The organism is Bacillus sp. bc15 (assembly GCF_900142585.1).
GTDB classification, from domain to species: Bacteria; Bacillota; Bacilli; order Bacillales; family Bacillaceae_G; genus Bacillus_A; species Bacillus_A cereus.
Genome location: NZ_FRBJ01000001.1, coordinates 1,496,728 through 1,512,881 on the forward strand (window position 1 = coordinate 1,496,728; position 16,154 = coordinate 1,512,881).

A 16,154-nucleotide genomic window follows, 5' to 3' on the forward strand; every position below is an offset into this window, starting at 1 on the left:
AGATATTATAATACATTTTTTAGTTATATAGACGGAATTGTTTCTAATGAAATGAGACCAAAAATATTTCAAAAGGTAGCATTAATTATTTAGTGCTTTAAAAATGCAATTTTGAACCTCTCGAAGCACTAAATCAGGTAAATTTTAATAAACTTCAAACTTTGTCTGCATCTGGATCTCACAATTGAGCCTGAGTAATTAATCCTGTCAACATAACAAAAAGAGTCCTGATTGAAACAAACTCTTTTATGAGTTTTTACAAGAGTAAACTTTTAAGCACATAATTACATTTCTATTATTTATTTTACCACTTGTACAGATGCTGGTTTCCACCCCTGATTCTCTACCCAATCAATATTAACCTTATATTTTTTATTACTTTGTTTATCTCGTACATTACCGTAGGCTTTATTATTACCATTATTTCCAATAAAATCGAAAATCAATTGGCTCTCTGGAACATCAACAGCATAAGAGATTGCTTTTTTCATCTCACTCCAATCTACTGTTCCTTCTTTAAATTTCATATCAGGTTTTGCTCCTTGCTCTGTACCAATTGGCTTCCATGAAGGATTAGTTTGAGAATCCTTTTCTTGAGATACCGTTTTTTCTTCCTCTTTATTTTCATTTCCGCTCGTTTTTACCGATTTTTCTACTTTTTGTTTCCCTTCTAACTGTGCTGCTTCTTTATCTTCAGTTTTCTTCTCTTCTATCTTTGCTGTTTCTTTATCTTCAGTTTTCTTCTCTTCTATCTTTGCCATTTCTTTATCTTCAGTTTTCTTCTCTTCTATCTTTGCTGTTTCTTTATCTTCAGTTTTCTTCTCTTCTATCTTTGTTACTTTCTTTTCTTGAGCAATTGCTTTCTTTGATGTATTAGAAGGGGTAAACAACTGGTATGTCACTATACCAACTGTCACTAATACCAAAGTAAATGCAATATTAAAAATTGCCTTTTGACGACGATTCTGTTGTTTTTCTTGAAATCTGCTTACTTGTCCCATTCTTCAAACCTCCGTTTTTACTTTCTCCTCTACTCTTTATGTATTATCCCTAAAATTCTTAATATTTTTATTAAACAATAGAAATAAACTACACTTTCCATACAGGATTTCATATCATAATATAATTTGTGTTTTTTCAAGTATCTGACATATGTTATTCAAAATAGTTTAATACATTAAAAATTGATAAGCTTCTGCACTTAAGAAACCTTCAATTTTATTCAAAGGTGATTCCAATTACGTCCACATTAGATCTCCTGTAGAAAGCTTTTTAACAATTAAGCCTCTTCTTCCCTTATTTATAATTTTTAAATTAAATTTCCCTCTATAGTATAATAAAGATGTTTCGTTTTCTAATGGGGTATGTCGTAAAATCAAAAGAGATTTTATCTCTTTTACCTTCTTTTCAGAGTAAATTTCACCACTAGGAAATTCTATTATTCCTAATGTAATCTTTAATTCGCTCTCATCAAAAGTCCACTCTTTATTAAGTTCTCTTATCTTTTGTATAAAGCTTCTTTTGGTTTGTCCTATATAGAGCAATGTTACATTCTTAGCATATACTCTAGAGATTGCAAATATCCCCTTCTTAGAAGCTTCTTCCCTATTATAAAAGTCATTTATACTATACATGCCATACCACTTAATATGTACTGTTTCTATGAATCTCACCTCGTTTTTAGACAATATTATAATTTCTGAATGTTCAAATTATTATAGGTACATATGCTTGATTACTTGAATTATAAATTGTGCTTTTCAATAATACATTTTATTATTACTAATTTCAATAATGAAGAAAAAATATAATACTATAGTTTAATTACAAAGCTATATAAAAAACAAAGTGATGTCGTGCCACATATTTTCTTTTTTTACAATATCAAACTATCGTGAACAAAATTTTAAAAGTTATGGAATGAAAATACAATGTGTATGTACATACATTTCTATTAATTGAAGAAACCTTCTTAATTGAGGTCGTACCCCAATTAAGAAGAAAAAGAGTAGAAATTTAATCTCTCTACGCTGTTAAAATTATTCAACTCCCAAAAAACTGTACATCTTCTAGAGATACTAATTTTCTAGTTTTGATGTTTTTATAGTGCTTGAGAGTGATATTATTCAAGTTTTTTCATTGAGAATGCATAAATACAAACAAAACCAGTAATACATCTTTTCTGTACCGTACTGGTTTTGTTTAAGATCATCTTAAATTATAGCTAGTTCACCGAGATTGCAAATTCCGATTTCGGTGCCCCAGCGAATACGATTGTTCCGTTCTTCGGAAGTTCCACCTTGTTATTGCCACTCACAATGGTGAAGTTGACGCAAACTCCCTTCTCATCATACACCGCAAATGAACCATTTGATGGCAGCGTTACGGTCATCCTTTTGTCTGTTGCCGCTTGTGGAATTGTAAACCATTTCGCATGTCCATTTGCATCCAACGTAACTTTGGATGATTGGCCTACATCAATTGGTTTTACATTAGATTCACTTACGTATAACAATCCAGCCATCTCCATATATTCATTGCCGCCTTCTGTATAGAAATGCGTTTCCGTCGTATCACGACCATTCATCACGGGTACTTGGATCTGATGCACCGCGGTGTTCGAACCTGTAATTTTTCTGCCATCCCAATAGCCTGCTGGGCCTTCCTTGCGAGTAATTTGAGTACTAAGAAGTTTCGGTTGAACGAGATATTGAATAGAACTAAATTTCTCGTTCACAAGATAAAACTTGACACCTTCCCTCTTTGCCCATGCAGCAGCGGTTTTCTTCGAAAGCACGTTGTCTTCTAGTTTCTCAGCTAAATAGTGGGTCATCACACTTTGCCCTAAACCTGGATGCGATTTATATGCGCTCTCCTTCAAATAAGTTCTTCCATTCTTCTCGGTTACGAAGTTGAGCTTGGAAGTACCCCCCTCATTAATAAAGCTTCCATCAGCAGTATATACATATTTTTCTTGTGGATTAGATGGTAAGAATAGTTCACCGTTCTTCGTAATTTCAATCTTAAAATGAGTTTCGCTATTACCATAAAATCCAGCTTTCTTTGCTACGCCTTGAGGCATTTTGACTTTGACCGGCTTGCCAAAGGATTTGTTCGGCTTGATGTCCTTAATAGTACCTTTTTCTTTAAGCGTGGCGAGTAGCAATTCAGTTGCCATTAGTTGATTTGTAGAGCTCCGTCCACCAGATGACAATACAGCCGCTGCTATTTTCTGTTCCGGAAGCACGACTAATATAGCATGTTGCAGTGCCGTATCGCCGCCCTTAGTCAAAGCTTTGATCCCATATTCACTGAATGGGTATAGTTTCACACTATCCCAGCCAAGACCATAGTTAAAAATATTATCACCATCCCCCGGCCACATTCCTTTTTTATATTCATCTTGCTCCATCGCCTTGACTACCTTATCAGAGAGGATTCCTTTTCCCTGTCCCATAAATAGTTGTGAGAATCGCACCATATCTTCTGCCGTAGAAGATATGCCTCCCGTACCAATAACATTCACCGATTCAATTGGAAGTTGTCCTTGGTACGCCGGGAAATATAGTCCAGCCCGATTTTCATCCCTCCATTTGTCCTGCGGCGTTTTCGTATAATTCATCTTTAAGGGTCCTGTAAAGCTTTGATGTAGATATTCGGTAAAGCCCATACCACTAACTCTTTCCACCAAAATTTCGGCCAGCGTAAAGCCATCGTTACAGTATACCGAGAAAGCACCAGGGTCCGCCTTCAAGTTTTGATTTGACAATTGTTGTAACAAGGTATCATGGGCATAGGTATCATTATCGTTAAATAAAAATGCATTACCTAACGTAGAACCTTGCAATCCAGAGGAGTGGTTCAATAACATACGTGGTGTAATACGTTTATATCGACCGTCTTTCATCTTAAAATCAGGAACATAGCGGACAACAGGAGCATCTAAATCGACTTTTCCTTCATCGACCAATTTCATTACAGCCGCTGTTGCATACATTTTACTGACTGAACCAATCCCATATTGAGTATCTTTGGTTAGCGGCTTTTCCCCTTCCAAATCATTCTTGCCAGCCTGACCCGACAAAATAAGTTTTCCATTATCAATTAGCGCATACTGCACGCTATTCGCTTCATAAGACTTTGTAAGTAGCTCCGCCTTCTCTGCTGCAATCTTCTTCAGTTCCTGACTAGCTACTTCTTCACCAGTTACAACTGTAGTCTCACTTTCAGAAAATGCTTTCACTCCTGTTGGTAGAATCATAGTTACCGCTAATGCAGTGGCTAACACACCAGTTAGCTTATTTTTCATCACGGAATTACCTCCTTAGATAAGTGACCGTTTTCATCATTTGTTTGTTCCACTATGAAAATATGATAAAATTTATCCGTTCTCCTCTTTGACCTACTTGCTAAATTCAGCAAGTAAAATATTTTTAAAAGGATCAGGACTATCAGCTTTAATACTGTTTAAATTGACGGCCAATGTATGCTTGCCTCCAAGTGTGCCCCCAGCAAAAGTTAAAAAGCCAGGAATGGTTCCTCCATGCCCCCATATCGATTCACCGTTTGAAAGCTTCATTTTGAAAATTCCAAGCCCGGAATCGCCAAGCTCATCTACTCCTGTAGGGACTGTTGTAAGCATTTGCTTTAGTTGCTGTTCTTTCAATAATTTGCCCCCAAGTAAATAAGAAAAGAATTTGTTTAAATCATCAGCTGTAGAAATCATATCTCCGGCCGAGCTCCCCATACTTGGGTTATAATAAGTAACATCTTTCGGCTCACTTGCTCCGTCTAATTGGATATATCCACGGGCATGCTTGGTTCCTGGAATGACGCTTGAATTTCCAGGTAAGAATGTATTCGCTAATTCAAGTGGTTCAATAATTCGATTTTCAATCTCTTCCGCATAGCTGTTCCCAGTTACTTTTTCAATAAGAATTCCTAGTAATACATATCCTGTATTTGAATACGACCAGCTCTTTCCTGGAGCAAAATCTGGAGGCATGGATATTCCCATCTTTACTAATCCTTCAGCAGTATAGGATTTTTTTGTATCCATCATATTAAAATCCTTTGACCTTGTGTAATTAGCGATACCACTTGTGTGATTCAATAATTGCCGGATAGTAATTTGTTTATCATCATATCCATTCCCTTGAATGACACCAGGCAACCATTTTTCAATAGAATCGTCTAGATTTAGGCGGTTTTCTCCTGCTAATTGAAGCACAACTGTTGCAGTGAACGTCTTTGTCACGCTGCCAATCCGAAAACGAAAATCTGTTTTCATTGCTTTCTTGTTACTCAGATCAGCTACACCAGCCGCATAACTCCATGTTTTTCCACCCTCAGAAGTTTTAGCAAGTATCCCTGGATATCCAAGTTTCAATGTATCCCGCATGGCCTCTTTGACGGAATTTCGATTTCTTTGGTTGCTTGTTTGTAACGAACTAGATACATTTTGAATGGACTCCGCTTTTACACTTGAGGTTGGAGTTGTATAAAACAGGGAACCTCCAGTTATTAAAAGGGCTAAACCTGTACATGTAATTTGACGATGCTTTTTCATCAAAATAATCCTCTCCCCTATTCATATTGTATAAATGGTTATTTGCTGTTTGGAACTAATCACACAGCTTTCTTCTTAACCCACTGCAAAAGGACGACATTGAATCTGTAATGTCTCTTTTCCTCCAAACAAGTCTTATTAATTGATTTGTTTTTTATAGAAATATATAGTATTTTTCTCCTCTCACTCTTCTTTCCATTTTCATCTTACACAAGGAAAATCTCTTTTTTCTTACCTCTTCCTTACAAATTCCTTACGTTCAAAATCACTTTTATAATTGATTATTTTTTATGTGAGCCCCCTTACCATCAATTTAAGAATTAAAAAAAGAGGGGATTATCCCCCTCCTTTTTACGCTTGCTCCAACTGTCGAAATTATTTAATATACCCACGATTCAGTTCCGTTAATTTTTCATTGATGTTAAAAATTCTTACTCTAATATCTTTAACACCAGCTGCTTCAAGTCTGCTCTTGTGCATTTCCGCGTATTTTTCAGCATCTTGTTTTTCTTCAAATATATAAATGCCTCCAGCTTCTTTTGTTTCTTCATTCTCAGTCCATATTTTCCAGTGGAATCCTTCTTCTTCGTTAATACTATTTGCTAAATCCCAAAATCCTTTTTCCATTTCTTCACCAAAAGGACCTTCAAACGGAAAATCAACTTGTAATAAATATGCCATTTTCACTCACTCCTATTTTTAATATAAAATTCATCGGGAATTCCTTTGTATAAAAATTCTTCCCATTCTTTTACTGATTATGATCCGAATGATCGTAATGTCTAAATTCGTATTGCTATTATTATTCAAGCACTAATTGGAGAATCCCCCTATTTGTAACATAATCACAAAACGATAGTAACTTGAACGCATAAAGTGAAAGTTTAATAGTTTTCAGTTATGTTTAAAAAATGTGATACAAACTTATCCCTAAACTAAGGACAAACAAAACAAGTGCAGGTATTGCTTTCTTAAAGGGATCTCTCGCTAATACAATTAGAGTTAATGCGGCTGCAAGCATCGTACCGCCTAATAACAATCCTGCTAATAAAGCTACTGTTGGAATCCAAATTCCTATCAACATTCCAATCGCTCCTACAATCTCAAAAGCTCCAGTTAAGAAATTAAAAAACGAAGGTAAACCAAATCGTTTGAATTCATCTGCCATTTTCCCGGATATAATTTTCGTTCCTGTCATTAAAAAGAACAGAAACAACACTACTTTTACAATATTGATGAAAATTAAAATAGTAATCACACCTTTCTTATTATTTGATAAAAACTCAGTATTGTTCAGGTAGTAGTCACTACCTTTACCCTATTTCCTGAGATTACCCGTATGGAAGTCGCTTCAATTTACATTACCCTTCTCAATATTAAAGGGCCGAAAATTATATGCTATAGCATATATAATACAAAAATTTGACTGGTACTAGGCAAAAAAGTGACCCTGAATCAGATATCATACAAAATAAAGTTATCTTCCCATTCGTCCAAACAAAAATTATATGCTATAGCATATGTAATACCTAAAACAAAGTTTGTTCCTTATGAATAGCGTAGCATCAATAAGGAACAAATATTAATAGTGTGTATCATACAATTTGTTTAATAACGATTGTAATACTTTAATTTCTTCCTCGCTCAAATTACTCGTAACGAAATGGTGAGCGTCTTTCACTACAGGCAAGATTGTTTTCTTTAACTCGTCACCTTTTTCAGTTAAAAATAGGTTATGTGAACGCCTATCTTGGTCATTCAAAGCCTTCTTTACAATCCCTTTTCTCTCCATTGACTGTATCATTCTAACAACAGTAGTTTGATCTTTATCAATAGCTTCCGCCAACTCTTTTTGAGTAGTGCTCCTTTGGCTACAAAGAACACTAATAATCCCCCACTGCTCTGGCGTAACTCCATAAGGCTTTAATTTCTTCGTAAAATAGTTGGTCATTTTCACATCAGTACGATGAACAAGATAGCCTATTAAATCATGTAAGTTCATATATCACCTCTATAAATTAAGATATAAAAGGATATAGCATACCAGTCAATCATTCACAATGAATGTATTTGTTTCACCATATATATGCTATGGCATATATATTAAAGTAGATTATTTTAATTGTCAAATGATTTACCTATTATTTTTCGAAAACAAAAACGTCCCCTTAGATTATAGAAGGAATGACTAATTTGACGTATTTCTCTGGCGATTTCTCCCCTGTCGTTTTATGATATGCTAATAACATTTGATAAAATATGGTATATACGGACAGTCAAAAACTTTTAAAGATACCTCGTCCAGTTTTTGCTGTTGCAAGATAAACAGCATATAATCCGTTAACCACCCACATTAGTAACGAAAACATAAAGAAAAGGCATTCCAAATATGAAACACCTTCTTTCGTTTTATAAAACCATCCAACACGCTGAACTTTTCAATTTAATATAATCACTCGTTTAACTAAAGAAATTGATTACGTGCATAACGCTCTTCTCACTTTTCTTGCAAAATTTAGTGGATCATCAACGTCTTCGATATTAACGTAAATCAAATTTGGATCATCACATAACCACTCATTGTGTATAGACGAAACGATTATTCCTTGTTTAATAATTGTCGCCACAAATTCAGTGACTTCTTTTTGTAAGAGTGCTACTCGGCCTAGGCATAATGCCCGTCCAGTTTTATTGTCTCGTGATTCGAATGAAAAGGAAGTTGTTACTCTAAAACGTTTTCCTAAGATTGTTGCTCGTATTTCATCCCTGTTTATTGTTGCCACGCATTTCCCACCGGCGAATCCTTCTTGCCCGCCGATAATTCTTGCAAACTGTTGACAAATTAATTCATCATTAAACGCCATACCTTTAATCATCCCCCCTTTTACTGTTAAGTTATGAATGAATACATAGGTCTGAAACGGTAATGAATCTAATCTATTAAAAAAATGATGGCAATCTACCGAGAGCTATTAGCTCAATTATTCTTGATTATTTAAATTAACTCGGCTATATATGTTAAGACATTTTTAAAGAGCGTAAAAAAAGACACCCTAAGGTGCCATCCTCCGACTTGAGAATCGTATCTATGTATGGAGAAATTTAGAAAAGACAAATACAAAAGGGAAGATTCTAACTATAATTTATAGAGCTCTTATGCCATGAATTACTTGCATATTTCCTTATTTACCAGAAGAAGAATCTCAATTACTTTATTTTCTGATCAGTCTCGTTAAAGCCATCCCAAGAAATCCAGCGCCCATTCCTATTAGCCATCCAGTTTGGGCATTACCTAACATAGATCCTACTCCTCCACCAAGGAACATACAGCCAACGAATACTAATCCTCCAATTCCCCAATTCGGCCGTTCCATAATTCAATCACATCCTTTCAATAAAATATATGCGATTAGCTCCCTCAACTTTCTTCCATAGGATAGTTCATTATTTTACTTAGGTTTAGCACTTCAGGGCATTCAAAAGATGCGAAGCTTGAGTCATTTATATAGATTGTAGAAGTATGGAGATTTTCCACATTTTAAAATAGTAAAGTATAAACATGAAAAAACTCCTAACAAATTTTGTTAGGAGTTTTTTCAAATAAGCGATATTTATTTAATCTTCATTATTGAGCTCTATTGTACCTGTTCTAGCACTAACTTTTAAAATATTTAACAGATTATCAGGTGTCTTGATTTCCACTTCATATTCAAATTTTGATTGTGCTAAGTTGTCATCTTCTAATTCAAATTCTTTTTTCACATTAATAATTTCTCCATTTGTATGAGCTAAAGAAATTTCACGAACTTGTTTCTCTGTGTAGTTTTCATTCTTTTTTGCATAATTGTAACCCATACCATAATATCCACCAACAATAGCAATACCACTTACTAAAATAGTAATTACACTTATAATTATTTTCTTTTTATGTTTTAACATTTTCATCCACTCCTTAATGATTAATCCTCTATTCCAAATCTTGCTTCAAGTGCATTTTCTGCTTGCTCTAATTGATCTTCCAGTATATCGTGTTCTTTTTCTTGCGTTTGATATTGCTCAACAGTTATCGTTCCAGCGTGATAATCTGCTTCTAGCTGATTATCAGATAGATCTATCTTGTCATCCAATTGGTCAATTTCTTTTTTTGCTGCTAAGTACGTATTTAAGTTATCTTCTTTTGCTCCAACTGGTTTCGTGTTATTTGCTTTTTCTAAAATAGATGTGACTTCGTTTTTGAAATCTTGTGTTTGCTTCGTATCATTCGTAGCAGGCCCTATTTTGTTTGGTTCTTGTTGTAGTTGAGCAACTTCTTTTTGTAATTTATCATTTTCCACTTTCAGTTGTTGTACTTCTGTATTGTTATCAGCTTGAGTAGAACAAGCTGTTAAGAATAAACAGGACATTGCTCCAATCAGCATCCATTTTCCCATTCTGTTTTCCTCCCTTTACAGGTGCACCTTATCCTTGCCTTTATATTACTGAACAAACATTAAAGGAAGATTAATGTACAAAAAAATAAAGTGAAGGCTTTTACAGGCAGTTAATCCCTACCTACCTCGCATTCACCGAATTTTGAGGGAGTAGTCGTACTGCCCGTTAATGCGGGATAAAATGATATAATTAACTAGTTTCTAATCTTTCTTTAATGTTTTGAAATTATAGTGATACATATTAATAAGAAGAAAAGGAGAATGTTAATGCGAGTTCTTATCGTCGAAGATGAACAAGACTTACAAAATATATTGGTGAAACGATTAAATGCAGAACATTATAGTGTCGATGCATGTGGGAATGGAGAAGATGCCTTGGATTATATAAACATGGCTACCTACGATTTGATTGTGCTTGACATTATGATTCCCGGAATAGATGGTTTACGCGTATTACAAAGATTACGCGCGGACAATAATGCAACTCCTGTCTTGCTTCTTACAGCTAAAGATACAATTGATGATCGTGTAACAGGACTCGACTTAGGTGCAGATGATTATTTAGTAAAGCCGTTTGCTTTTGATGAACTGTTAGCAAGAATTCGAGTGTTAATGCGAAGAAAAACAGGAAATACATCTAATGTGTTTGAAATCGCTGACCTAGTGGTAGATTGCAATATGCATAAAGTAACAAGAGGAGACCAAGTTATCACTCTTTCCAGTAAAGAATTTGCTATTTTAGAATATATGATTCGTAATAAAGAAGTTGTGCTGACACGAGATAAAATTGAGCAACATGTGTGGAATTACGACTATGAAGGCGGATCGAATATTATTGATGTTTACGTCCGCTATCTTCGTAAAAAAATTGATAGCCAGTTTGAAACGAAGTTAATTCATACAGTGCGCGGAACTGGTTACGTATTGCGAGTAGAATCATGAAAAGACTATCAATAAAAATGAGAGTGACCCTGTGGTATACGGGGCTAATTGTAATTATTATGGCACTCGTGTTAGCTTTTATTTTAACTTCTTCAGATAAAGTTTTGCTTTTTAATATGAAAGATCAATTGAAGAGCACAGTAAAAGAAAGCATGGAAGATATCAAATATAAGCATGGGCAGTTAAAGATTGACGATGATTTTGAAACCTTAGAAGATGGAGTAAATATTAGTATTTATAGTAAACAAGGTGAGCTGTTGGTAGGACATAGTCCAACAAGCTTTAATAAAAAGATATCGCTTAAATCCGATGAAATACAAACCATTAAAGACGGCAATAAAGAATGGATAGTATATGATTTTCTCCATAATGCAGGCGGCGATGAGCAAGTCTGGGTTCGTGGAATAATGACTATGAACCAATTATCCTCAACGATGAATACGCTTATTGTGGTAACAATCATCTCATTCCCATTACTTATTCTCATTGCGGCAGTCGGGGGATATTTTATTACGCAAAGAGCGTTTCGACCTGTGCAACAAATGAGTGATTCAGCCAGTAAAATTGGTGATGGTAAAGACCTTTCGAAGAGAATTAATTTACAAGGTTCACCGAAAGACGAAATGTATCATTTAGCACAAACCTTTGACAAAATGTTTGAGCGATTGGAGACATCATTCGAAAGTGAAAAACAATTTACATCTGACGCATCTCATGAATTAAGAACACCAACATCTGTTATTATTTCGCAATGCGAATACGCTTTATCGCAGAGAAATAATCCGAAAGAAATGGAAGAATCGTTAGAAGTAATTTTAAAACAATCACGTAAAATGTCCGCTTTAATCTCACAACTCTTATTATTAGCACGAGCTGACCAAGGAAACCATAATACTTTCCAATTTGAATGTATCAATATGAGTGAATTAACGGAAATCGTTGTAGAAGAGCTTTCATTAATGGTTCAAGAAGCTTCGATTGATATAACAACTAATATAGAGGAAGACCTATTTATTAAAGCAGATCAAACATTGATGATGCGTTTATTAATGAATTTACTAACGAATGCGATTGCTTATAGTAAAGCGAGCGGAACTGTGCATATGCAACTATTCCGTGATGAAACCAACATAATAGGTAAAGTCTCCGATAATGGCATCGGCATCAGCGAGCAACATATTACAAAAATATGGGACCGCTTCTATCGAGTTGACGCAGCACGAACATCTTCAAACATCGGAAACACAGGTTTAGGATTGTCGATGGTAAAATGGATTGTCGAACTACATGGAGGAGAAATTACGGTTGAAAGTAAATTAGGAGAAGGCAGTACTTTTACATTTAAACTACCAATTGAAAAAAGAGCATAATTTATACGTGTCTGTCGCTTCAGAATAAAGATTGATTCAAAGGCTCTCTACAATCCTTATGTAAAAATAACTGACGCATTTTAAACATCATCGATTTTATCATTTTGGACAACCTATTCTGTTAAATTAATATACATGCGAAAAAACTATCAAAATAAAACCCCAGAAATCCAATGGTCTCTGGGGCTTCATTATATATTTAGCTCTTTTTGCTTTTTGTTTTGTTTATGTCTATACAGTAACTTTCGACTTATTAGAGAAATCACTAATAAGGTCAGAATTAATAAGATAAGTTGCATAAATGATAAATCAAAATATTTAGCACCTGTAACGATTAAAAGTGTAGAAATCGTGCCTTTTACAACGAAAAAAATAATAACCCATAACCCGCCTTTTTTCCAGTTCATTTTATATTACCCTTTCCTACGTTTAAATTCTTAAAATATTTAATAATAGTTCGTAAATATGACAACTTAATAGAAATCTATTATATTAACAAAAAATTCATGTCTAATTAAATGCGACGATTCTATATTAAGTGAAAATGATATTCATTGTCAATTTTATTGATTATTTGAATACTTATTCTTAATCTCTTTCTACTTTGTTTCTTATAAGCAATACACTCTTGTATTCAAACAAAAACACCTCCATTGCATTTGCACACTTAGTATGCGAATGCAAGAGGTGTTTTTTCATATACCATCAGATAAGATTTCCTGCTTTGTTTATTTCTTGATACGTAGCTATTTTCTAGTACACGATAACTGGATCATACGTGTTCAAACTATCATATACAGTTTTTGCAACATTAGGAAGAAGGTTCACACACCCACCTGATCCACCTGTTAAATAAGCATTATTTGCCCAGTCTTTTCGCCAGCCGGCATCGTGGAATCCTTGACCGCTATTTGTGAATGGAACCCAGTAATCTACTTTAACCGCATAATCAGCTTTCCCTACTGCGCTACCTCTTAGCGTGTATGGTGTTCGTTTGTATAGGACGTACCAAACACCTGGTGATGTATCTTCACCCGTGCTATGTTTACCCGTTACTACATTTGTTGTAACGACTAATTTTCCATCTTTATAAATCCAAATTTGTTGCTCTGCAATTGAAACTTCCGCATACGTGTCTCCGATGCCATTATTCGCTGTTGTTTTATAACCGATACCTTCCTTCTCCCAACCATTTCCGTGAATATTAGAAGCAGAAAGCGACTTTTCGCCTTTCTCAAAGGCTTGTTGAACTTGTTTAGTTTCTTTTTCAACATCTAGTGCCCAGCCGTATCCTTGCCCTTTTACTGATATGACTGAACCGGAATGCGTTTTAAATGAGAAATCTTTATTTAATGTTGATTTGGCATTATTAATTTCAGTAATTTTCTTCTTAATGTCACTCGCATCAATTGTAACTTTCATATCCTTTGACATAGAGGCATTTTGAATTAAATCTTTCGCTTTTAAAGGATAAACTTCATCCTGCACTTTATACTCAACAGACTGCCCAAGAAGATTCTGTAGTGCTTTCTCCTCTTTTTTGACAATCGGATCGTCTTCTTTAATAGGTTTTATGTATGCAGACTTCAGATGAATTTCGCTTTTATATTTTTGCTTATCGTAATCTTTCAGTAGACTAGTAACATCATACTGTTTTCCTTCAACACTTTTCGAGATAACAATTTTCCCTTGTTCTAGCTTCGCCATAGCATCTTGAGGCGCTTTTAATTTTTCATTCATAGAGATGAGCGTTTCTTCTACAAGTTTCTTCATCGTTTCACTACGATACTGATCTGCCTTCTCTGGTAGCAATGAATAATTTTCTCCCTTTGAGGAAGGGAAAAATGTCCACTGACTTTTTAATAGTTTCTTAACTTGAGGCAAATCTTTTTCCGTAAGTTCCGTTTTTGTATCTTTTTCATCTAAAATTTGTTGTTGATCAACATAGACTTTGTTTGCTAGTCCAGATGTCTTTAATTTCTGTATTGCCTGATCAGCGCTCAGACCACCAACTTTTGTGTCATTAATTGTAACATTCGAATTGAAGTGAGTTGCCTGATAATAACTCATTCCCCCAATAAGAAGTGCAATTACACCAATACCCGCTGCGATAAACTTCCAATTTGTATAACGTTTTTTTGATCTTACTCGTTTTTGATCAATTTCTTCAACTGATTCATTTGTTGTATTGTTGTTCATCAATCTTTCCCCCGTATGCATTAACGTCAAACGATTTTTAACTAAAATCATAGACTAGTGTACCTTATTTTTCCTAAAATTTCATTATTTCCGACCACATTTTATCGCAATTTAATGATTTAATTTAGATTTTTTAATAGTACGATGCATTGAACAGCCCTTTACAAGTCATAAAGTGAAACTTAAATTAACCGTCACACCAAGAAATTTAGCTTAATATTCTAGGGGAAAATTTTTCTCTTTACGTAAAATACGAATTATATTATCCATTTTTATGAACATCAACCCCTAATTTTGTCAAAAAAATAAACGATAGTCCTTCTACATTTTTGATAAAAGGACTATCGTTTTTTCAGTTAGAGTATTTGTATAATCGTTTAACTTTTTATTTCCTGAAGGTCAAACTTGATGAAGATGATGAAATTTCATCTCATAGCCTTTAAATGAAAACATTATGTTTTTTATGGCAACCAAGTTTATTTTTATAAATTAAACCCTTAGCTTGATGCCTCCCATATATCCAGCAGCCTAAGATTAAGTAAGAGTCCATTCAACTAGATTTTTTCTAATATTTTTAGGTGCATCTTATTTCGCCTCGTCATATTTCACTAATTGAATTTAAAACACATCCGTATGCTATTTAGTAAAATTTACGATTCGAGACGTAATTATTGCAGTAACCAAGATAATAATAGCGGTTATCAAGCCAGATTCTCCAATCCAAATCTCAGTTTGATATCCTGTACTTGCACGTGCGAAAGGTCCTTGAATAATGGCATTCCAAGTAGTATGGATGATAACCGAAGGCCAAACGCTACCTGTGATAAGTCGTAAATAGGCTGTAATATAACTGAAGGGCACAATACAAAAATAGATGCCAAGTACTGAAAGTAGGACAGATGATCCCTCTACATATAGACCAGCAATAACAATTGGAACATGCCACGTTGCCCAAATCAATCCACTAATAAGGATAGGCCGTGAAAACTCTGCATCGACTAGCCTTGTAAGCATATAACCTCGCCAACCCATTTCTTCTCCTAAAACTGGGATTAAGTTAAGCAAACTTCCTAAAACGCCGCTCAATACTACTAGATAAATAAAACTGAATGGTTCCGGTACATACTGAAGTCCAAGTATATTGTAGATTGGTTCTAACATACCACCTTCGGGATGCTGAAACCCCGCAATTCCGCTCAACCAGGCGATAGAATAAGTAATTCCACAAATAATCATAGGTATTAGCAGAGCAAACCCAATCCCCTTCCATATCTTTAAGTTACCGAGACTAAAAGATACATCTTTAAACCCTTCTTTCAGTATTATGCGAGTCAAAATAGAAGAAAATGCTGGGGTAAACATATATACCACAATAAGCGGCATACTTTTCGTAATTATTACTACTACATTTAGGATAATAGAAGTAATGATTAAGACACTCAAAAAGAGTTGAAGTCCTATTTTAGCACGTTGGATTTTATCTTTATTGTGGAACGATTTTGCGTGTAATATCATTTTAATCCGCCCTTCCCCTTTCATTCACTTGTTTATCGAATTTACTTCTTGTCATTTCCACAGACACAACTTAGAATAAAAATGTTTTTGTATACAGATTCATTCATCTTTAAAATCCCTCCCCAATTT

The 16,154-nt window shown here is 34.5% G+C and carries 16 protein-coding genes; 2 read left to right on the forward strand and 14 right to left on the reverse strand.

Features of this window, described 5'->3' with window-relative positions:
* Nucleotides 1-299 precede the first annotated feature (299 nt).
* From BUA87_RS07650 to BUA87_RS07695, 11 genes are all read right to left on the reverse strand, one after another.
* On the reverse strand, nucleotides 300-1,001 hold the full coding sequence (locus BUA87_RS07650; RefSeq protein ID WP_072938984.1) for a YrrS family protein: 702 nt from the start codon (nucleotides 999-1,001) through the stop codon (nucleotides 300-302).
* A gap of 237 nt (nucleotides 1,002-1,238) precedes the next feature.
* On the reverse strand, nucleotides 1,239-1,673 hold the full coding sequence (locus tag BUA87_RS07655) for a hypothetical protein (RefSeq protein WP_002094078.1): 435 nt from the start codon (nucleotides 1,671-1,673) through the stop codon (nucleotides 1,239-1,241).
* Nucleotides 1,674-2,224: 551 nt separating this feature from the next.
* A complete protein-coding gene (locus tag BUA87_RS07660; RefSeq protein WP_072938986.1) occupies nucleotides 2,225-4,309 on the reverse strand; it encodes a serine hydrolase domain-containing protein in 2,085 nt (694 codons plus the stop codon).
* Between the two features lie 93 nt (nucleotides 4,310-4,402).
* Nucleotides 4,403-5,569 carry a serine hydrolase domain-containing protein gene (locus BUA87_RS07665; protein ID WP_072939515.1) on the reverse strand — a complete coding sequence of 389 codons (1,167 nt, stop codon included), beginning with the start codon at nucleotides 5,567-5,569 and terminating at the stop codon, nucleotides 4,403-4,405.
* A gap of 375 nt (nucleotides 5,570-5,944) precedes the next feature.
* Nucleotides 5,945-6,250, reverse strand: a complete 306-nt coding sequence (locus tag BUA87_RS07670) for a monooxygenase (protein WP_016512594.1) — start codon at nucleotides 6,248-6,250, stop codon at nucleotides 5,945-5,947.
* A 223-nt stretch (nucleotides 6,251-6,473) separates the two neighbouring features.
* Nucleotides 6,474-6,824, reverse strand: a complete 351-nt coding sequence (locus BUA87_RS07675) for a DoxX family protein (RefSeq protein WP_033657524.1) — start codon at nucleotides 6,822-6,824, stop codon at nucleotides 6,474-6,476.
* Nucleotides 6,825-7,151: 327 nt separating this feature from the next.
* A complete protein-coding gene (locus BUA87_RS07680; protein ID WP_001048563.1) occupies nucleotides 7,152-7,571 on the reverse strand; it encodes a MarR family winged helix-turn-helix transcriptional regulator in 420 nt (139 codons plus the stop codon).
* Between the two features lie 475 nt (nucleotides 7,572-8,046).
* The gene (locus tag BUA87_RS07685; RefSeq protein WP_000589730.1) at nucleotides 8,047-8,445 is read right to left on the reverse strand and encodes a DUF1259 domain-containing protein; all 399 of its coding nucleotides are present in this window, start codon (nucleotides 8,443-8,445) and stop codon (nucleotides 8,047-8,049) included.
* Between the two features lie 336 nt (nucleotides 8,446-8,781).
* Nucleotides 8,782-8,943 carry a hypothetical protein gene (locus BUA87_RS31240; protein WP_029442740.1) on the reverse strand — a complete coding sequence of 54 codons (162 nt, stop codon included), beginning with the start codon at nucleotides 8,941-8,943 and terminating at the stop codon, nucleotides 8,782-8,784.
* 241 nt (nucleotides 8,944-9,184) lie between these two features.
* Nucleotides 9,185-9,508 (reverse strand): PepSY domain-containing protein, encoded by a 324-nt coding sequence (locus BUA87_RS07690; RefSeq protein WP_000912137.1) that lies wholly within the window; start codon nucleotides 9,506-9,508, stop codon nucleotides 9,185-9,187.
* Between the two features lie 20 nt (nucleotides 9,509-9,528).
* Nucleotides 9,529-9,999, reverse strand: coding sequence for a hypothetical protein (locus tag BUA87_RS07695; RefSeq protein WP_072938988.1), 471 nt, complete (start codon nucleotides 9,997-9,999; stop codon nucleotides 9,529-9,531).
* Between the two features lie 267 nt (nucleotides 10,000-10,266).
* Here BUA87_RS07695 and BUA87_RS07700 point away from each other — a divergent pair, with 267 nt between their 5' ends.
* Together BUA87_RS07700 and BUA87_RS07705 are read left to right on the forward strand one after the other, a co-directional pair.
* Nucleotides 10,267-10,941 carry a response regulator transcription factor gene (locus tag BUA87_RS07700; RefSeq protein WP_001264528.1) on the forward strand — a complete coding sequence of 225 codons (675 nt, stop codon included), beginning with the start codon at nucleotides 10,267-10,269 and terminating at the stop codon, nucleotides 10,939-10,941.
* Nucleotides 10,938-12,311: a sensor histidine kinase gene (locus BUA87_RS07705; RefSeq protein WP_072938990.1), complete on the forward strand. Its 1,374-nt coding sequence runs from the start codon at nucleotides 10,938-10,940 to the stop codon at nucleotides 12,309-12,311. Before BUA87_RS07700 ends, BUA87_RS07705 begins: the two co-directional genes overlap by 4 nt.
* A gap of 191 nt (nucleotides 12,312-12,502) precedes the next feature.
* Here BUA87_RS07705 and BUA87_RS07710 read toward each other — a convergent pair whose 3' ends face one another.
* The 3 genes from BUA87_RS07710 to BUA87_RS07720 form a co-directional block, all read right to left on the reverse strand.
* Nucleotides 12,503-12,718, reverse strand: a complete 216-nt coding sequence (locus BUA87_RS07710) for a hypothetical protein (protein ID WP_001104104.1) — start codon at nucleotides 12,716-12,718, stop codon at nucleotides 12,503-12,505.
* Nucleotides 12,719-13,064: 346 nt separating this feature from the next.
* The gene (locus BUA87_RS07715; RefSeq protein WP_001064063.1) at nucleotides 13,065-14,510 is read right to left on the reverse strand and encodes a L,D-transpeptidase family protein; all 1,446 of its coding nucleotides are present in this window, start codon (nucleotides 14,508-14,510) and stop codon (nucleotides 13,065-13,067) included.
* Between the two features lie 636 nt (nucleotides 14,511-15,146).
* Nucleotides 15,147-16,025 (reverse strand): CPBP family intramembrane glutamic endopeptidase, encoded by an 879-nt coding sequence (locus BUA87_RS07720; RefSeq protein WP_072938992.1) that lies wholly within the window; start codon nucleotides 16,023-16,025, stop codon nucleotides 15,147-15,149.
* Between the last annotated feature and the right edge of the window lie 129 nt (nucleotides 16,026-16,154).